At 68.8% G+C, this 18,141-nt stretch carries 14 protein-coding genes; 6 read left to right on the top strand and 8 right to left on the bottom strand.

Features of this window, described 5'->3' with window-relative positions; translation table 11 throughout:
* Positions 1-72: 72 nt before the first annotated feature.
* The 4 genes from ACFMQL_RS08050 to ACFMQL_RS08035 all read right to left on the bottom strand — a co-directional run bounded on the left by ACFMQL_RS08050 (position 73) and on the right by ACFMQL_RS08035 (position 6,295).
* Complete coding sequence (locus ACFMQL_RS08050) at positions 73-1,605, bottom strand: hypothetical protein (RefSeq protein WP_364059387.1); 1,533 nt, start codon at positions 1,603-1,605, stop codon at positions 73-75.
* Between the two features lie 753 nt (positions 1,606-2,358).
* A complete protein-coding gene (locus ACFMQL_RS08045; RefSeq protein ID WP_364059384.1) occupies positions 2,359-3,519 on the bottom strand; it encodes a hypothetical protein in 1,161 nt (386 codons plus the stop codon).
* 198 nt (positions 3,520-3,717) lie between these two features.
* Positions 3,718-4,827, bottom strand: coding sequence for a trypsin-like serine protease (locus tag ACFMQL_RS08040; protein ID WP_364059381.1), 1,110 nt, complete (start codon positions 4,825-4,827; stop codon positions 3,718-3,720).
* Between the two features lie 301 nt (positions 4,828-5,128).
* The gene (locus ACFMQL_RS08035) at positions 5,129-6,295 is read right to left on the bottom strand and encodes a trypsin-like serine peptidase (protein WP_378785095.1); all 1,167 of its coding nucleotides are present in this window, start codon (positions 6,293-6,295) and stop codon (positions 5,129-5,131) included.
* Positions 6,296-6,589: 294 nt separating this feature from the next.
* Here ACFMQL_RS08035 and ACFMQL_RS08030 point away from each other — a divergent pair, with 294 nt between their 5' ends.
* The 6 genes from ACFMQL_RS08030 to ACFMQL_RS08005 all read left to right on the top strand — a co-directional run bounded on the left by ACFMQL_RS08030 (position 6,590) and on the right by ACFMQL_RS08005 (position 11,355).
* Positions 6,590-8,026 carry an acetyl-CoA synthetase gene (locus ACFMQL_RS08030; RefSeq protein ID WP_378785094.1) on the top strand — a complete coding sequence of 479 codons (1,437 nt, stop codon included), beginning with the start codon at positions 6,590-6,592 and terminating at the stop codon, positions 8,024-8,026.
* A 95-nt stretch (positions 8,027-8,121) separates the two neighbouring features.
* Positions 8,122-8,385, top strand: a complete 264-nt coding sequence (locus ACFMQL_RS08025) for a hypothetical protein (protein ID WP_364059372.1) — start codon at positions 8,122-8,124, stop codon at positions 8,383-8,385.
* Positions 8,372-8,800, top strand: a complete 429-nt coding sequence (locus ACFMQL_RS08020) for a type II toxin-antitoxin system VapC family toxin (RefSeq protein WP_364059369.1) — start codon at positions 8,372-8,374, stop codon at positions 8,798-8,800. The genes ACFMQL_RS08025 and ACFMQL_RS08020 overlap by 14 nt, the downstream gene beginning before the upstream one ends.
* Positions 8,801-8,845: 45 nt before the next feature.
* Positions 8,846-9,724, top strand: a complete 879-nt coding sequence (locus ACFMQL_RS08015; RefSeq protein WP_378785092.1) for a hypothetical protein — start codon at positions 8,846-8,848, stop codon at positions 9,722-9,724.
* A gap of 162 nt (positions 9,725-9,886) precedes the next feature.
* Positions 9,887-10,843 (top strand): zinc-binding dehydrogenase, encoded by a 957-nt coding sequence (locus tag ACFMQL_RS08010; RefSeq protein WP_364059363.1) that lies wholly within the window; start codon positions 9,887-9,889, stop codon positions 10,841-10,843.
* 74 nt (positions 10,844-10,917) lie between these two features.
* Entirely contained in the window at positions 10,918-11,355 is a 438-nt protein-coding gene (locus tag ACFMQL_RS08005) for an oxygenase MpaB family protein (RefSeq protein ID WP_364059360.1), read from the top strand.
* Positions 11,356-12,267: 912 nt separating this feature from the next.
* Here ACFMQL_RS08005 and ACFMQL_RS08000 read toward each other — a convergent pair.
* From ACFMQL_RS08000 to ACFMQL_RS07985, 4 genes are all read right to left on the bottom strand, one after another.
* Entirely contained in the window at positions 12,268-13,020 is a 753-nt protein-coding gene (locus ACFMQL_RS08000; protein ID WP_378785090.1) for a helix-turn-helix transcriptional regulator, read from the bottom strand.
* Entirely contained in the window at positions 13,020-13,820 is an 801-nt protein-coding gene (locus tag ACFMQL_RS07995) for a DUF4097 family beta strand repeat-containing protein (RefSeq protein ID WP_364059354.1), read from the bottom strand. The genes ACFMQL_RS08000 and ACFMQL_RS07995 overlap by 1 nt, the downstream gene beginning before the upstream one ends.
* A gap of 122 nt (positions 13,821-13,942) precedes the next feature.
* Positions 13,943-14,122, bottom strand: a complete 180-nt coding sequence (locus tag ACFMQL_RS07990) for a DUF6104 family protein (protein WP_364059351.1) — start codon at positions 14,120-14,122, stop codon at positions 13,943-13,945.
* A gap of 202 nt (positions 14,123-14,324) precedes the next feature.
* Positions 14,325-17,957 carry a multifunctional oxoglutarate decarboxylase/oxoglutarate dehydrogenase thiamine pyrophosphate-binding subunit/dihydrolipoyllysine-residue succinyltransferase subunit gene (locus tag ACFMQL_RS07985; protein ID WP_364059348.1) on the bottom strand — a complete coding sequence of 1,211 codons (3,633 nt, stop codon included), beginning with the start codon at positions 17,955-17,957 and terminating at the stop codon, positions 14,325-14,327.
* Positions 17,958-18,141 lie beyond the last annotated feature (184 nt).

Here is an 18,141-nt window from a genome sequence, read left to right as displayed (position 1 = left end):
GGCCCGGCGGGATGCCGGGCCCTTCGCTTGTAACGTTGAACGATCGGTCAGAACCGGTCGCTAAGCGTTACGTCAGACAACCTTGCCGGACCAGCTGTTCGCGGCGGCCTTGTAGACCGTGTTGGTCTCGCCGTCGAAGTACGGCGACGAGATGTAGTCCACGCGGCCGTTGCCGTCCTGGTCGTTGAAGGTGCTGGTGACACCGTTCACGTAGCCGAGACGCTTGTTGTTGCTGTAGTTGTACAGCCACGGGCCACCGTCGGCGCCCTCGGTCATGGCGCACTTGAGGGCGACGTGCTCCTCGATCTTCTTGGCAGCAGAACCGACCAGCTTCTTGGTGGTCTTGCCGTAGCACCACTTCGGAGTAATGCCGGTGTAGTTCTTGTTGCCGTCGGGGTGCGCAGCGGCCGGGTAGCCGAACACGCGCACGTCCTTGCCGGTCGGCTGGTTCCACGCGAAGCCCTGACCGCCGACGTTGTCACCGAGACGCCCGGCGTCGAGCGACTTGTGGTCGATGATGTAGAAGACGGTCTTGAAGTACTTCGTGTCGGTGCCGGGCTTGTACCACTGCTGCACGTAGAAGTGCGTGATGGTCCAGTTGCCACGGCGGTCCCGCTCGACCTTGGCCGGGTAGCGGCTCGGGCTGCGGCGCTGCTTGGCCTTGTAGGCGGCGGCCTCGTTGGCGGTCACGACCTCGGTGACGGGCTCACCGAACTTGCGACCGTTGCCCTTGCCGATGCCGGCGCGCTTGTACTGGGCCTCGGACACCTCGACCTTGCCGACCTCGGCGCCCGGGTAGTCGGGGCCGGTCGCCTCGGGGGCGGAGCCCCGCTTGACCCAGAAGGACTCGGTCGAGGTCGGGTCGAGCTTGCCCTTAAGGAACTCTTCCTTGCTGATCTCGACGTCCTTGGCGCCCTTCAGGCCCGTGTACTTGTCCCACTCGGCCTTGGAGACGTTGGTGCTCTTCTCGCTGCCGTCGACCTTGACGCCGTTGTAGACGGTGACGAACGCGTAGTCGCGGTCGTAGTCCTCGTAGACGTCGAAGTCGTAGTGGGTGAAGGCCGTCTTACCGACGTAGATGCCCCAAGGAGCCTTGCCCTGGTAGTAGCCGGGGACGAAGACCCACTTGTCCATCACGTCGCGGTTGGCGCCAGTGTCGTACACGCAGTGACCGGCCGTGGCGACCAGGTTGCGGTACTTCGACTGGATCGAAGTGGCGGAGCACCACTTCTTCTCGCCCTTGCTGTTGACGAAGAACACCTTACCGATGGTCTTCGGCATGTTGACGTTCTGCACCTTAGCGGCGGTCTTCTTCTCCTCGCCGATCGGCGCGGTCGAGCCCGGCTTGGTGTCCGTGGTGGCGCCGCCCTTGCTCTGCAGCTTGGCGACGTCCGTCTTGTCCCAGACGTTGGACTCGGTGGCGGCCTTGAGGGCAGCACCGTTGTTCTCGGCCCAGAACTGAGCGATGGCGTTCGCGTTCGCAGCAGAGGTCGCCAGGTTGTCCTTGGCAACGTCAGACGCGGCGGAGGCCGTACCGGCGAGGCCGGCGGCCAGCAGACCGGTGGCCAGAACGGCGCCACCGGCGGGGATGAGGATGCGCTTCAAGGGAACTGCTCCTTGCTCTGTCGTGGGTCGCAACTTGCGTCCCATGCGTCAGTAAAGGGATGGCAAGGACCATAGCGTGGTGATCTCCGCAGGTGAAACCCGCTTCGCAAGATCCGGCACCCACCCTTACCTCCGTTACCTTTCCGTTATCGGTCAGAGATCTTCGCGCGGCGTGACTAGTGGATCACGTTGTCGCAGGGTATGTGGGAGATGATGCTCTTGAGGTGGAAGTACGGTTAGTATGTCGATACGACGGGTTACCAGATGAATGTGACTTAGATCACAGGAACCAGATTGGAGCCTCCGCCCGTCTAACCTCCCCCTCGCCTCCCAGGTGATCTTCAGCTCCCGCCTCTTGACTCTTCAGGAACCCCGCTCGCACCGGGGGTTTCGTGCATGCGAGGCCCTCTGCGCCGCTGGAGAGCGAAGATCGCGAACGGGCCCTCAGGGCCGCTCTGGCCGTCCCTATGACCCCTGTGAAGGCTTGGAGCCGTGCGCGGGCCTCCGCGGGCTCCCAGGCGCGTGTGAGGCGCTTCCAGAGGGGTATGGCGGGGTTCGTTCCGGGGTGAACCGCCGCAAAACCGCGGCTTTATGGCCGATCCACCAGGGAAATCGGACTTGCGGGTGGAACTCTCGCAGAGGCTGAGCTTCAGTACTTAATAGCCTCAGAGACCACGTGTCCGGGCTGAACCGCCCCAAAAAACAAGGCGAGGGTCTCGGTGACCCGAGACCCTCGCCTTCCCCTGGTAGGGCTTACTTGTACAGCTCGCCGTTCCGGCCGACGATCTTGCCGGACCAGACGTTCTTGGCCGCGTTGTAGACCGCCGCCGTCTCGCCGTCGAAGTACGGCGAGGTGATGTAGTCGATCCGGTCGTTGCCGTCCTGGTCGGCGAACGTGCTGGTGACGCCGTTGACGTAACCGGTGCGCTTGCTGTTGCTGTAGTTCAGCAGCCACGGGCCGCCGTCGAAGCCGGGGGTCACCGCGCACTTCAGGCCCACGTGCTCCTCGATCTTGAGCCAGGAGGCGCCGACCCGCTTGCCGGTGGGCTTGCCGTAGCAGTGCTTCGGCGTCACGCCGCTGTACGGCTTGTCACCGTCGGGGTGCGGCGCGGCCGGGTAGCCGAACGCGCGCACCGGCTTGCCGGTGGGCTGGTTCCAGGCGAAGCCCTGGCCGCCGACGTTGTCGCCGAGCCGGCCCGCGTCCTTGACCAGCAGGAGGTGGTAGCGGCCGCCCCAGGCGCGCTTGGGGCCGGTGAAGCGCTGGTATTCGCGCCGGTTCACCGGCTTGACCCGCTGGAGCGTGATGCCGTTGTAGACGGTGACGAACGCGAAGTCGCGGTCGTAGTCCTCGTAGACGTCGAAGTCGTAGTGGGTGAAGGCCTGCTTGCCCACGTAGATGCCCCAGGGAGCCTTGCCCTGGTAGTAGCCCGGGACGAAGACCCACTTGTCCAGCGTGTCCCTGTTGCTGTCGGTGTCGTACACGCAGTGGCCGGCCGTGGCGACCAGGTTGCGGTAGTTCGACTGGATCGAGGTGGCCGAGCACCAGCGGTACTTGCCGTTCGCGTCGACGAAGAAGACCTTGCCGACGGTCTTGGGCAGGTTCACGTTCTGGCCGCCCGCCGCCTTCGTGCCACCGGTCGGCGCGGTCGTGCCAGGACGGCCGTCAGGGGTGTAGCCGCCCTTGGAGACGACCTTCCTGACCTCCTTCGAGTCCCACGTGTACTGGGTCGCGGAACGCAGCGCCGCACCGTTCGCGGCGAGCCAGAAGGAGGCGATGGAGACCGCGGCGGAAGAGTTGCGGGCCATCGGGTCGTGGGCGACGCGGCCGGCGGCCTGCGCGGTGACGGGCAGGCTGGAGGCGATCAGGCCGGTCGCCAGAAGGGCGCCGCCGGCGGGCAGGAGGATTCGCTTCAACGTAACTCCAGGTTGCGCTGGCAGGGAGGTGCCTCTTGCCCCTCCTGAACTCAGCAAACGGACAGCCCGGAACCTACAGCTTTGATCCTCTTCCTGGGAATTTGCTGGAGATCATCCCCGCACGTTCCAAGCGCGCCGTGATCGTCTCGTGACAGAGAAGGCGCTGGACACCTGAGTGGCTCGATCGGTTGCTATGATCTACGTCACATTTGCCGGGGTGGTCAGCCTGGCGGCGTGCCGGTAGACCTCTCCGGTGGTGGTGTCGAAGTAGGGCGACGACACCGCGTCATAGCCGCCCTTGGCGTCCCTGTTCCAGGTCAGGCTGTTGACGCCGTTGAGGCTGCCGAGCCGGCGCGTGTCGTCGTAACCGATCACCCAGGGCCCGCCGCTCGCGCCGGGGCTGAAGTCGCACGGCGCGAGCTCCACGCCCTTTTGCAGGTCGCGGCTCGGCGCGACGGTGAAGCGGGTGGTGCGCTCCGGGCACTTGCGCAGCGTCTTGCCGTTGAACGGGGCCGAGCCGTCGGGCTGCAGCCCCGCCGGGTAGCCGAACGCGGCCACCGAGTACGTGCCGGGCTTCTTGTTCAGCTCGATGCCGAGGCCGCCCACGTTGTCCTGGAGCCGGCCGACGTCCTGCATGACGTAGCCGCCGTTCTTGGCCGTCCAGGTGAAGCCCCGGTGCACGGTGACGAACGCGTAGTCGTAGTCGTAGTCGGCCTTGCCCGACCAGTCCTCGTGCAGGGCGATCGACGAGCCGACGTAGATGCCGTCGGGCGTCTCGCCGTTGGGGCCGGGGTTGGGGACGAAGATCCAGTAGTCGGCGGGCTTGGCGTGGCGGGAGTCGTACGCGCAGTGTCCCGCCGTGGCGACGACGCTGCGGTTCCTGGCCGCGACCGAGGCCGCCGAGCACCAGTACTCCTTGTCGCCGAACCGGAAGAAGACCTTGCCCATGGTCCGCGCGGCGCCGCCCTTGCGCGGCGGCACGGCGTTCACGCTCTGCGCTGCCGTCGAACGCCGGACCGCCGCCACGGGGGCGGCGGATGCGGTGGTGGTCGTGGAGACGTTCTCGGAGGTGCCCGGCGTGGCGGGGTTGAAGCTGTCGGCCTTCTTCAGCCGCTCGGGCTTCCAGTACTCGGCCACCCGCTTGACGTCCGCGGCGGTCTTGGCCAGCGGGGCGGCGTAGACCTTGCTCGTGGGGGCGGCCACCGCGGCCGTCCTGGCCTCCGCGTGCGCGGGCGTCGTGAGCGCAGGCAGCACAAGCAGCGCGCTGCCCAGGGCAGCGGCCGCGAGGTGCCTGGCTCGGGGGATCATGAATTGCCTTTCTCGGGTGGTAACGGTGGATTTTTCCAGAAGTACAGACTCTATTGCAGCTCGGATAGAGATTCGTTACCTGATCAAGAGTGCATCGTGAGCTATAAGGATGTCGTCAGTGATAGCGCGGCGATACGCGTAAATGATCATTATCTTGCGGCGTTCGCGCAGGTCAGGGGTGGTGTCAGCGTACCCGAATTTGCGCGTGACGCAGTACCGCGCGCGAGCCGCCCGCGGCGGCTTTCCGTGCACGGCGAGAGGCCCCGGAACCAGGGGAACCGGGGCCTGAGGCGCCGTTCGATCAGCGCGGCATGTTGCCCGTCCAGCGGTTGGCCGCCGCCTTGTAGACCTTGTAGGTGTCGCCGTTGAAGTACGGCGAGGAGATGTGGTCGTAGCGGTCGTTGCCGTCGGTGTCCCACGCGACGCTGTTGACGCCGACGAGGTAGCCGGTGCGCGCGGCGCTGTTGTAGTTGACCAGCAGCGGGCCGCCGCTCGCGCCCGCGGTGAAGGCGCACTTGACGCCGAAGTGCTCCTGGAGGTTGTACTTCTTGGACTCCGGCATCGGCTTGGTCTTGCCGTAGCACCACTTCATGGTCCGCCCGGTGTACGGCCTGTCGCCGTCGGGGTGCTGGCCCGCCGGGTAGCCGAACGAGAACACGGTCAGCTTGGTGCTCCTGTTCCACGTGAAGCCCTGGCCGCCGACGTTGTCGCCGAGCCTGCCGACGTTCTTGACCGTCCAGCGCCAGCGCTTGCCGGCCTTCTCCCAGTCGACCTTGATGCCGTTGTAGACGTTGACGAACGCGTAGTCGTAGTCGTAGTCCTCCTTCACCACGAAGTCGTCGTGGGCGTTGAAGGTCTTGGCGGCGTAGATGCCGTAGGGGGCCTTGCCGGTCCAGGCGGTGTCGCCGTCCCAGTACGACGGGATGAAGACCCAGTTGTCGTAGAAGGTGTTCTTCTTCGTGTCGTACACGCAGTGGGCCGAGGTCGCCACGAGGTTGCGGTACTTGCCCTGCACGGATGTGGCCGAGCAGTAGCGCCAGTTCTTGGGGTTACGGGGGTCGGCCTTCGGCAGCGTGAAGAACACCCGGCCCACGGTGTTGGGCAGGTTGACCTGCTTGCTCTTCGTGCTCTTGGCCTTCTCCGCGCCGATGGGCGGGACGGAGCCGGATGGGCCGTCGGGGGTCTCGCCGCCGGCGCGCTTGAGGCCCTTGGTGGTGAGGTCGAGGCCGTCGTTGTGGTCGGTGGCCCGCTTGACGCGGTCGGGGGTCCAGAACCGGACGGCCTGCTCCGCGGGGGTGGCCGCGTTCCTGGAGACGACGTCGGAACGCGCCGTGCTGCTGCTGGTGGTCGTGGCGGCGGCGGTGCTTGTCGCGGTACCGGCCGCGGCGCTGCTGACCGTCCCTGCCGTGAGCCCGATGGCCATCAGGCCGGCGAGGGGGATCGCGATGCGCCTTGCTCGGGAAGACATGGAGCTCCTCTCAGCTTTCGGCGGCCCAGAGCGGGGTGCTGCGCCCCGGTGGGCCAGGAAAACGCCCGAAACGCTAATGAATGGCTTGAGCGGGCTTCCAGAAAGCGACGAGAAAAAGCATGGGACGGTTCCGTTCTGTTATCTGAATAGCGAATATGCATGTATTCGTGATGGGCATCTCTGCTGGTCGAGGCCGTGTTTTGCTGTCACTGGCAACAGCGGTAACGGGCATTAGCGTGCGCCACTCGATATGCGGTGCTTATCAACAGAGCGATGTTCTGGTTAGCTGTGCTCATGGATTCACGCACCCCCTGTCTCATCGGCATCGCGCAGCGCACGATTCGCGAGCAACCCGGCCCTGAACCGCTCGATCTGTGGGAGTCGGTCGCGCGCGAGGCCGCCGAGGACGCGCGGCTGCCACCCGACCGGCTCGGCTCGATCCAGATCGTCTGGACCGACTCCTGGCAGTACGACTCGCCCGTCGGCCGCCTCGCCGAGCGTCTCGGGGCCCACCCGCGCCACCGCGCCTACTCGGCCGTCGGCGGCACCGCGCCCCAGCGGCTCATCGGGGAGGCGGCGGCCGGGATCGCGGCGGGCGAGTTCGACAGCGCGCTCGTCGCCGGGGCCGAGGCGCTGGCCACGCGGCGGGCGTACCGGAAGGCGGGGGAACACGCGCCGTGGAGCCACCCCGCCGACCCCAAGCCGCCGTACGGATGGGAGCGCCCGCCGCACCCGTCGGCGCTCGCGCACGGGCTGTTCATGCCCGTGCACACGTACCCGATCATGGAGACCGCCCGCAGGGCCCGGCTCGGCCTCACCATCGAAGAGGAGATGAGCGAGCGGGCCCGGATCATGGCGCCGATGACCGAGGTGGCCGCCGCCAACCCCTACGCCTGGCGCAGGACCGCGCGAACCGCCGACGAGCTCGCCGCCGACCGGCGGTTCGTCGGCTGGCCGTATACGCGCTCCACCGTGGCCGTGCTCGAAGTCGACCAGGCGGCGGCCGTCGTGCTGGCCGGTGCCGGGCTCGCCGACCGGCTGGGCGTGCCTGAGGAGCAGCGGATCTACCTGCGCGGGTGGGCGTACGCCGAGGACACCTGGGAGGTGGCCGCGCGGCCCGACCTCGCCTCGTCCACCGCCGCCGGGGCCGCCGCACGTGCCGCCTTCGAGCGTGCCGGGCTGGAGCTCGGCGACATGGACGCACTCGACGTCTACAGCTGCTTCGCCATCGCGCTGCGCCAGGCGTGCGACGCGTTCGGGCTCGACCCGTGCGATCCGCGCGGGCTCACCGTCACGGGCGGGCTGCCGTACGCGGGCGGGCCCGCCAGCGACTACGTGCTGCACGCGACCGCCACCATGGCCGGGCTGCTGCGCGCCAGGCCCGGGCACGGGATGGTGACCGGCGTCGGGATGCATCTGACCAAGCACACGTGCGCGGTGTGGTCCAGCGAGCCCGGCGGGCGGCTCGGCGACCCTTCGCCCGTGCACGTCGCGCGCGAGGTACCCGTGGTTTCTGCTTACTCGGGCTCCGGGGTGGTGGCCGGGTACACGGTGGCGCACGGGCGGGACGGCGTCGTGGAGAAGGGGTTCGCGGTGGTGGAGGTGCCCGGCGGGCGGGCGTACGCGGTGATCGAGGACGAGGCGCTGGCGACCGAGGCCGAGCAGCGTGAGCTGGTGGGCCAGGAGGTGCGGGTGAGCACGGACGGCAAGGTCAATGTGGCCAGGTGGTGAGGGAAAGCGGATGCGAAGCCGTGTTCGAGTGACTACTATCCGTGGTTGACATTTTTATGTCACGGGCTCACGCTGGAGTCATGCGGAGGACAACCGTGCGCATCGACGAGGCGCTCCTCAACGAGGCGAAGGCGTACGCGGCCAGAAACGGACGGAGTCTCACCTCAGTGATGGAGGACGCCTTGCGGCAACTGCTCAACCGCGCCACGGAGGCGGCCGAACGGCCCCGCGTGGAGCTCGTCACCAGCGACGCGCGGCTCAAGCCGGAGATCGACCTGACCCCTGAGCTCATCTACCACCTGATGGAGCAAGACGACATCGAGGGATACGGAAAGGCGGAGGCCGATGCAGCTCGCTGACGTCAACATCCTCGTCAACGCCTTCCGTACGGAGGCGCCGCACCACGTCGTCTGCCACAAGCTGATCGATGAACAGGTCAACGGCGAATCCGCCTACGCGGTCTCCGACTTTGTGATCAACGGGTTCATCCGCGTGCTCAGCAACGGAGCCATTCACCAGGATCCGCCGGACATGCGGAAGATCCTCACCTTCGCCGACCAGGTGCGAAATCAGCCTCATGCCATCGTCGTCACTCCAGGGAAGCGTCACTGGGAGATCTTCACCAGGCTCTGCAGGCAGACCGACGCCCGGAGAAAGCTCATTCCCGACGCCTATCTCGCCGCGCTGGCCATCGAGCACGGATGTGAGTTCGTGACCTGCGACAGGGATTTCGCCCGGTTCGAGGGGTTGCGCTGGCGGTCGCCGCTCAACTGAACTGAGCACAAGGGCGCACGCCAGCACTACTCGGCTAGGAACGTCGTGGCGGACCGGTTCGACGTCATCGAGTCAGACGAGCGTGGCCACCGCCGATGGGTCGAGTGGACGGTGGTGGTGGCGCTCGTGGCCATCTGCGCCGTCAGTGTGCTCACCAGCCGGGAGCCCGAGCCCGAGGCCGACGCCGAAGGGCCGACGCCCGCGCCCATCCGGTCGCTCACCAGGGTCGAGAGCGCGCCCAACATTCTCACCGCGCGGCCCGCCCGCAAGGGCGGCGACGAGCTGCTCGAGGTCGTCTTCCCCGACGGCACCCGCGCCGAGGTGCGCTACCCGGCCAAGCTGGGGCTCGCGGAGATGGGGTCGCGGCCGTTCTGGAGCGCGTGGGTGGACGGCCGCTTCCGGCAGTTCGTGGCCCCTTACGCCGGTGAGATCGAGATCACCCGGGGCGGCAAACCGATCAGGAACTTCACGCCCAACGTCACGCTCTGGCCGCGTCCTGCGGGCAGCGGGGCGCGCGGGCAGGTGCTGCTGTTCGCGTTCGGGCGGTGGCGGCTCGCCCTGCACGACGTCGGGCAGGGGCTGACGTTCGAGCAGCGGATGACGATGGCCCGCCAGGTGAAGGGGCGGGTGACCAAGGACGGCTACCTCGTGCTCTCGGCCGGCAAGGGAGTCCGGCTGGCAGCGCCGGGCACGGTCGTGCAGGGCCGTCCCGTGGGGCCGCAGCTCTGGTTCGGCGGCTTGGGGGAGCGGGTGGCGCTCGTTCCGACGCCTGACTGCGCCGACAGGGCGCGGATGCCGGCCGTGATCGACGGGCCCGGGCGGCGCGGCGAGATGGTGTGCCGGGGTGACGTCCTGGTCGCGGTCACCGGGCCACCCGAGTTCCGGCGCACGGTGCTCGACCAGCTCCGCGTCACGCTCACCTGAGCGCGTCCGTGGCCGGCGGCTGAGCGCGGGCGGCTGGTCGCGGGACGGCCCACCTGAGCGGCGGGCGCGCGGTCGCGCGTGCGCATGCTCACTTGAGCGTGGTCTGGTGGCCGCGCCGGTGCGGGGCTGGGGTGACGGGATGGGCTGAAGTAGGGTGCGGCCATGTTCGCCGTTACCGCCACACAGATCGATCCCGACAATCCGCTCACCGGGCTGACGCTGGGCGAGCATCCCGAGCCGAAGGTGCCGGACGGGTGGACGACGGTCACCGTACGCGCCGCCGCGCTCAACCACCACGACCTGTGGACGCTCAAGGGCGTCGGCATCACTCAGGACCGCCTGCCGATCGTGCTGGGCTGCGACGCCGCCGGCGTGGACGAGGACGGCAACGAGGTCATCGTGCACTCCGTGATCGGCTCGGGCCCCGACGAGACGCTCGACCCGAAGCGGTCGCTGCTGTCGGAGGTGCACGACGGCACGTTCGCGGACCGGGTGGCGGTGCCGCGCCGCAACCTGGTGCCCAAGCCCGCCGCGCTGAGCTTCGAGCACGCCGCCTGCCTGCCGACGGCGTGGCTGACCGCGTACCGGATGCTGTTCGACAAGGCCGGGCTGCAGCCCGGCTCGACCGTGCTCGTGCAGGGCGCGGGCGGCGGCGTGGCGACGGCGCTGATCGCGCTCGGCCGGGCGGCCGGATACCGCATCTGGGCCACCAGCCGCTCGGAGAGCAAGCGGCAGCGGGCCCTGGAGCTGGGCGCCGACCAGGTGTTCGAGCCGGGGGCGCGGCTGCCCGAGCGGGTGGACGCGGTGATGGAGACCGTCGGCCAGGCCACCTGGAGCCACTCGCTCAAGTCGCTCAAGCCGGGCGGGCGCATCGTGGTGTCCGGGGCGACCAGCGGCGCGGTGCCGCCGGCCGACCTGCAGCGGGTCTTCTTCCTGCAGCTGTCGGTGGTCGGCTCGACGATGGGCACGCTGGAGCAGCTGCGGCGGCTCGCGGTGTTCCTGGAGCAGACCGGGGTGCGGCCGGTGGTCGACCGGGTGATGCCGATGACGGAGGCGCGCGACGGCTTCGCAGCCCTGGCGTCGGGCGAGATCTTCGGAAAGATCGTCTTTACCCGGTGAATAAGTGACAAGTTACTTCTGCTGGCTTCTGGGCGATACAGAGGGGATGGACCCATCACCCAGGAGTGATCAGCATGGACGTTGTGCCGTTCGGCCCGGGCTCGATGCACTGGGACACCGCCGGCGAGTACCGCAACCTCCTCGTCGCCGGCAGCGCGCTGGTGCTTCAGATCATGCATCCGGCGGTGGGGGCGGCGGTCGCCGAGCACTCCACGTACCGGCAGGATCCCTGGGGGCGGCTGCAGCGCACGCTGATCTCCGTGCAGAAGTGGGTGTACGGCGGGGCCGAAGGGCCCGCAGAGGGGCGGCGGCTGCGGCGGTTACACGCGCCGATCGGCGGCGTGGACGCGCGCGGGCGGCGCTACCACGCCCTCAACGGTGAGGCGTGGGCGTGGGTGCATCTGACGCTGTTCGAGCGCTTCATCGCGCTCAACCGGTACTTCGGCACGCCGTACACCGAGGAGCAGCAGCGGCGCTTCTACGAGGAGTCGCGGCAGCTCGCGGCGATATGACTCGCGCGGGCCTGCGGGTGCCCGAACGTGAGGTGCCGCCCGACCTGCCGCCCCGGCGGTACCGCCTCCGCTACATGCCCTCGCCTACCACGCCCGCCGCGCCGAACGCCGCTCCTGCCGCGACGCCGCCTGACTCTCGCCTGCCGGTAGGCGGCCCCCACCTTGGGGCTGACGACGTGGGATCGCCGGGGCCCGGCTCGCACGCCTGCTCGAGCGCGCCCGGCTCGCACTCCATGCTGTCTCGCGCTCCATGCTGTGGGGTGGGCGTCATGCTGCGGGGTGGGCGTCTGGTCGCGCACCGCCCATAGCGGGGCGGCGGGGTGTTGCGCCGGGCGAGGGGTGAGGCTTCGGGCACTTGGCCGGAGGGCGGCTGGTGCGCGGGGCCGTAGGAGATCGAGCGGGATCGTGCTCAGCGGTGGTCGGGGCGTAGGTCGGTGGGCGTCTGGGCGGAACGCGCCTGTGGCCGTCGGACCGGTCAAAGGAAGGCGGTCGATTCGCGCCAGTGGCCGTCGGACCGTGTGCGGGAAGGCGGTCGATCCGCGCCGCCTGGCCTGCGTGTGGCTGCGGGCGGCGCAGGACGGCCGGGGCGCATGGCTGGTCAGCGGTGACCGGCGCACGGCTGGTCAGGGGTGACCGGCGCATGGCTGGTCAGGGGTGACCGGCGCATGGCTGGTCAGCGGTGACCGCTGCGCGCGCCTGGCCGAGGGCGGCCTGTTCGCGTGCCCGGCCCCGGCGAGCCGCAGAGGTTCAGGGCGTGCGACTCCCGGCAGGCCCCGGTGGTCGGGGCGCGGGTCTCGGGGCGGCTCCCGGTGGTCGGGGCGCGGGTCCCGGGGCGGCTCCCGGTGGTCGGGGCGCGGGTCCCGGGGCGGGCCCCGGTGGTCGGGGGCGTGGGTTTCGGGGCGGGCCCGGTGGTCAACGTTCGAGGATTTCTCTTACGTTGCGGGAGGCGGCGTCGAGGGCGGCGCGGAGGTCGGCGAGCTTCCGCGGGGTCAGCCGGGCCTGCGATGCCTCGCGGCGGGCCTGCCCGACGAAGTCGGCGAGGAGCTCGCCCAGCTCGGCGTCCAGGGCGGCGCGGTCGGCGGGGCCGTCGGACGGCGGGCCGCCGAGCGTGCTCCACGCCTCCTGCCAGATCCTGCGCCACTCTCTGCGCAGCCGCTCGCTCTCGTCCTGCCAGTGCGAGGCGTGCTCCATCCACTGGCGCTTCTGCTCGTCGCGCAGCCGCTTGAGCGCCTCCTTCTGCCGCTGTCGCTGCCGCCGGGCGTCCTCGGCGGTCCCGGTGCGTACGTCCCGCGCCATCCGGGTCAGCTCTTCGCGCAGCGACTTGACGGTGTCGCGGACGTCCTCCTTGACCTCGCGGGCGATGTCGCGGACGGAGGCGGAGATCTCCTGTTCGAGGTCGGCGAGTTCGTCGAGCCGGTCGTTGAGCTCGTCGCGTCCCTTGTCGGTGATGGAGAAGACCTTCTTGCCCGAGACCACCTCGTGGGTCACCAGGCCCTCTTCCTCCAGCCGGGCCAGGCGCGGGTAGATGGTGCCGGGAGAGGGCGAGTAGACGCCGAGGAAGCGGTCCTGGAGCAGCCGGATGACCTCGTAGCCATGGCGGGGGCTCTCGCTCAGCAGCTTCAGCAGGTACAGCCGGAGCCGGCCGTGACCGAAGACAGGGCTCATTACCTCTCTCCCTTGAGCAGCGCGACCTCGCCGTTGACCGTGATGGCCGACAGGGAGGCCATGCCGCCGCCGAGTCGTCCCGACATCGACTTGCTGCCGGGAGCGCTCTTGGTGGACAGTTCCTCGAACGTACTGACGAGCCGCCCGGAGGTGGACTTGACGCTGACGTCCGCCTCCACGTTCTTGGGCAGCCTGACCAGGATGTCGCCGGAGACGCTGTTGAGCGTCACATGCCCGGTGGGGCGGAGCATGAGGTCGGCGGTGATGCGGCCGGAGACGGTGCTGGCCTTCAGCCGCCGCGGCGTGCCCTTGGCCACGGTGAGGTCGCCTGAGACGCTGATGAACGACAGATCGCCCTCCATGGCCCGGCTCTCGACCGCGCCGGAGACGGTGTTGGCCAGCACCTCCCCGCTGACGCCGTCGAGCACGATGTCGCCGGAGACGCTCTTGACGTTCGTGACCCGCTCGAACCCGGCGACCACGGCCGGGGCCGTCACCACGCCCGCCTTGACCCGGCAGGTCCTGGGGACGGCGATGGACAGCACGGTTCTGCGTTTGTCGCGGCGCAGCCAGCCGAGCAGGCCGTCCCAGGTGAGGTCGCGGTAGGCGACGGTGAGCGTGCGGGTCTCCTCTTCGTAGGTGACGAGCAGCGGGGAGGCCGAGTCGATCTCGGCGACCTCCAGGGTGGACGAGCCGTCGCTGGCCAGGACGTCGAGCCGGCCGGCGACGATGCGTACATCGAGGTCGTCGACCTGGTCGAACGTGAGCCGGTCCGGCGCGTCGATCGTCCACTGCGGCATGCTTCCCACCCCTTCTCCACGGACATCGTCTCTACGCAAAACACGATATGTCGCGTTCGAGTCGAACTCAAGATGTATCGCGTCCTGTTTTCGAGACTACCGCCGTGGCCCCGGGCGTGCGGTCACTCGTCCTCGTCGTCGTCCAGCCGCGCCAGCCACGTGGCCAGCCGCTCGATCGGCGTTTCGAACTCGGGGTTGAGGTCGACGAACTCGCGCAGCCGCTCGCCCAGCCACAGCAGGCTGACCTCTTCCTCGCCGCGCCGCTCGACCAGCTCTTCGATCCCCCGATCGGTGAAGTACATCGTCCTCCCTCGAACCTTCCTGGGGGCGCGCCCCAGCGCCCCGCCCCGACTTTAGCCTGCCGTGACAGCAGTGAGCCCCCGGCCACCGAAGGCAGGGGGCTCACCGGAGGTCACGCGAGCCGGTGATCACGAGCCGGTGATCACGAGCCGGCGTTCGCGAGTCGATGATCAAACGCGGGTGATCACGCGAGCTCGCACGAGATCAGCCGAAGATCTGGCGCAGGATCTCCTCGGACTCACGGTCGTGCTGGTTGTGCGAACCGGTCGCCGGCGAGCTGTTGGGCGTACGCGACACCCGCCGGATCGGCCGGCCGCCCAGCGTCTGCGGGTCCTCGGCCAGCTTGAGCGTGAGGTACGGCCACGGGCCCATGTTGACCGGCTCGTCCTGAGCCCAGACCAGCTCGGCCTGCGCGCCGTAGCGGCCCAGCTCGGCGGCCAGCTCCTCCGCCGGGAACGGGTAGAGCCGCTCCAGCCGGACCAGCGCCACGTCGTCGCGCCCGAGCTTCTCGCGCTGCGCCAGCATCTCGTAGTAGATCTTGCCGGAGCTGAGCACCACCTTGGTCACCTTCGCCGGGTCCACGGTGGTGTCACCGAGGACCGGCTGGAAGGTGCCCGAGGTGAAGTCGGACGCCTTGGACGTGGCCGCCTTGTGGCGCAGCAGCCACTTCGGCGTGAAGACCACCAGCGGCTTACGCCGGCCCGACTGCACCTGCCAGCGCAGCAGGTGGAAGTAGTTGGCCGGCGTGGTGGGCTGGGCGACGGTCATGTTGTCGAGCGCGCAGACCTGGAGGAAGCGCTCGATGCGGGCCGAGGAGTGGTCGGGACCCTGACCCTCGTAGCCGTGCGGCAGCAGCAGCACGACCGAGGACTTCTGGCCCCACTTCTGCTCGCCCGAGGCGATGAACTCGTCGATGATCGTCTGGGCGCCGTTGACGAAGTCGCCGAACTGCGCCTCCCAGCAGACCAGGGCGTCGGGCCGGACCACGCTGTAGCCGTACTCGAAGCCGAGCGCCGCGAACTCGCTGAGCAGCGAGTCGTAGACGTAGAACTTCGTGGTGCCCTCGTTGAACGCCTTGAGCGGGGTGTGCTCGGCCCCGGTCATGCGGTCGACGAGGACGGCGTGGCGCTGGGTGAACGTACCGCGCCGGGAGTCCTGGCCGACCAGGCGCACCGGGTGGCCGTCGATGAGCAGCGAGCCGAAGGCCAGCGTCTCGCCCATCGCCCAGTCGATCGCGTCCTGCTCCACCATCTGGCCGCGGCGCTGCAGCACCGGCGCGAGACGCGGGTGCGGCGTGAAGCCCTCGGGGAGGTTGAGCTGGGTGTCGACGATGCGCTTGAGCGTCTCGTCGGTGATCGCGGTGTGGGTGTCGGCGTGGGACCACTTGACGACCTCGGCCGGCGGCACCCGCATGGCGGCCGCCTCCTGAGGCTTCTTCGCCGCCTCGCGGACCTCGGTGAACGCCTGCTCCAGCTTGGCCTGGTAGTCGCGCAGCGCCTGCTCGGCCTCTTCGACCGTGATGTCGCCGCGGCCGATCAGGGCCTCGGTGTAGAGCTTGCGGGTCGAGCGCTTGGCGTCGATGAGGTCGTACATCAGCGGCTGGGTGAAGGCGGGGTTGTCGCCCTCGTTGTGGCCGCGGCGGCGGTAGCAGATGAGGTCGATGACGACGTCCTTGCGGAACGCCTGCCGGTATTCGTAGGCCAGCCGGCCCACGCGCACCACGGCCTCGGGGTCGTCGCCGTTGACGTGGAAGATCGGCGCCTGGATCATCCGCGCGACGTCGGTGGCGTAGACCGACGAACGGGACGAGGCGGGCGAGGTGGTGAAGCCGACCTGGTTGTTGACCACGACGTGGACGGTGCCGCCGGTGCGGTAGCCGCGCAGCTGCGACAGGTTGAGCGTCTCGGCCACGACGCCCTGGCCGGCGAAGGCCGCGTCGCCGTGGACGAGGACGGGAAGGACGGTGAAGCCCTCCTCGCCGCGCTCGAGGAGGTCCTGCTTGGCGCGGACGACGCCCTCGAGCACCGGGTCGACCGCCTCCAGGTGGGAGGGGTTGGCGACCACGGACGCGGTGATGGTCTTGCCGCTCGGCGCGGTGAACGTGCCGGTGGCGCCCAGGTGGTACTTCACGTCGCCGGAGCCGTGGGCGGTGCGCGGGTCGATGTTGCCCTCGAACTCGCCGAAGATCTGCGCGTAGGACTTGCCCACGATGTTGGCGAGCACGTTGAGGCGGCCGCGGTGGGCCATGCCGATGACGACCTCGTCGAGGTCTTCGTCGGCGGCCTTGCTGATCACCGAGTCGAGCAGCGGGATGAGGGACTCGCCGCCCTCCAGCGAGAAGCGCTTCTGGCCGACGAACTTCGTCTGCAGGAAGGTCTCGAACGCCTCGGCGGTGTTGAGCCGCGACAGGATGTTGAGCTGCTCGTCACGCGCGGGCGACTTGTGCGGCTTCTCCACCCGCTCCTGGATCCAGGCCCGCTCCTCGGGGTTCTGGATGTGCATGTACTCGATGCCGACCGTACGGCAGTAGGAGTCGCGCAGCACGCCCAGGATGTCGCGCAGCTTCATCAGCGGACGGCCGCCGAAACCGCCCGTGGCGAACTCGCGCTCCAGGTCCCACAGCGTCAGGCCGTGGCTCTGGATGTCGAGGTCGGGGTGCTTGCGCTGCTTGTACTCCAGCGGGTCGGTCTCGGCCATCAGGTGGCCGCGCACGCGGTAGGCGTGGATCAGCTCCAGCACGCGAGCGGACTTGGCCACGTCGTCGTCGTGGGAGGCCGAGATGTCCTGGACCCAGCGGACCGGCTCGTACGGGATCCGCAGCGCCTCGAAGATCTCGTCGTAGAAGCCGTCCTCGCCGAGCAGCAGCCGGTGGATCTGGCGCAGGAAGTCGCCCGACTGGGCGCCCTGGATGATCCGGTGGTCGTAGGTGCTGGTCAGCGTCATGACCTTGGAGACGGCCAGGCGCGACAGCGTGTCGGGCGATGCGCCCTGGTATTCGGCCGGGTATTCCATGGCGCCGACGCCGATGATGGTGCCCTGGCCGGGCATCAGGCGGGGGACGGAGTGGACGGTGCCGATGGTGCCGGGGTTGGTCAGCGAGATGGTGGTGCCGGTGAAGTCGTCGACCCCGAGCTTGCCCGCCCGGGCCTTGCGCACGATCTCCTCGTAGGCCATCCAGAACTGCCGGAAGTCCATCTGCTCGGCGGCCTTGATGGAGGGCACGAGGAGCTGGCGCTCGCCGTTGCTCTTCTGGACGTCGATCGCCAGGCCGAACCCGACGTGCTCGGGCTTGACCAGGGTGGGCTTGCCGTCGATCTCCGCGTAGGAGTAGTTCATCTCCGGCATGGTCTTCAGCGCCTTGACGATCGCGAACCCGATCAGGTGCGTGAAGGAGACCTTGCCTCCGCGACCCCGCTTGAGGTGATTGTTGATCACAATGCGGTTGTCGATGAGCAGCTTGGCCGGGATGGCGCGGACGCTGGTCGCGGTCGGCACCGACAGCGACGCGTCCATGTTGGCGGCCGTGCGTGCCGCCGCGCCGCGCAGCCTGACCTCTTCGGCGCCCTGGGGCACCGGGGTGGCCGGCTGCTTCGGCTTTTCGGCCGGTGGCGCCTTCGGCGCCTGGGGAGGCGCGGGCGCGGTCACACTGCCGTTCGCCGCCTCCCTGGCCGGGGATCGGCCCGGTCCATAGTCAGGGTTGTAGTCAGCGAAGAAGTTCCACCAGGCCTTGTCGACAGACTCAGGATCTTGGAGGTACTTCTGATACAGCTCGTCGACAAGCCATTCGTTCTGACCAAAGCTTGCCAGCGGGTTTGTCCGCGACGACTCAGACGACACGGCGGAAATCGCCCTCTTCCGCAGATCGGCGTTGATGTTAGAGAACCTGTCCAAGGCTACTCGCCCAGACCGGTAGCGCGCGCCCAAGAGGGCGTGCCGCCTCGAACGATCGTCTCAGGACCGTGCAAAGACGTCACGCCCCCCTCGTCAATCCGGGTGGTGCAGCCTTTATTACTCTTTGGTA

This window comes from Nonomuraea fastidiosa, assembly GCF_042751225.1.
In the GTDB taxonomy this organism is placed as follows: Bacteria; Actinomycetota; Actinomycetes; order Streptosporangiales; family Streptosporangiaceae; genus Nonomuraea; species Nonomuraea fastidiosa.
This window is presented reverse-complemented; position numbering and strand designations above follow the sequence as displayed.

Excerpts from the sequence above, each read along its gene's own strand:
- ACFMQL_RS08040 (WP_364059381.1), bottom strand. The coding sequence starts at position 4,827 with ATGATCCCCCGAGCCAGGCACCTCGCGGCCGCTGCCCTGGGCAGCGCG.
- ACFMQL_RS08035 (WP_378785095.1), bottom strand. The coding sequence starts at position 6,295 with ATGTCTTCCCGAGCAAGGCGCATCGCGATCCCCCTCGCCGGCCTGATG.
- ACFMQL_RS08030 (WP_378785094.1), top strand. The coding sequence starts at position 6,590 with ATGGATTCACGCACCCCCTGTCTCATCGGCATCGCGCAGCGCACGATT.
- ACFMQL_RS08020 (WP_364059369.1), top strand. The coding sequence starts at position 8,372 with ATGCAGCTCGCTGACGTCAACATCCTCGTCAACGCCTTCCGTACGGAG.
- ACFMQL_RS08010 (WP_364059363.1), top strand. The coding sequence starts at position 9,887 with ATGTTCGCCGTTACCGCCACACAGATCGATCCCGACAATCCGCTCACC.
- ACFMQL_RS08005 (WP_364059360.1), top strand. The coding sequence starts at position 10,918 with ATGGACGTTGTGCCGTTCGGCCCGGGCTCGATGCACTGGGACACCGCC.
- ACFMQL_RS08000 (WP_378785090.1), bottom strand. The coding sequence starts at position 13,020 with ATGAGCCCTGTCTTCGGTCACGGCCGGCTCCGGCTGTACCTGCTGAAG.
- ACFMQL_RS07995 (WP_364059354.1), bottom strand. The coding sequence starts at position 13,820 with ATGCCGCAGTGGACGATCGACGCGCCGGACCGGCTCACGTTCGACCAG.
- ACFMQL_RS07990 (WP_364059351.1), bottom strand. The coding sequence starts at position 14,122 with ATGTACTTCACCGATCGGGGGATCGAAGAGCTGGTCGAGCGGCGCGGC.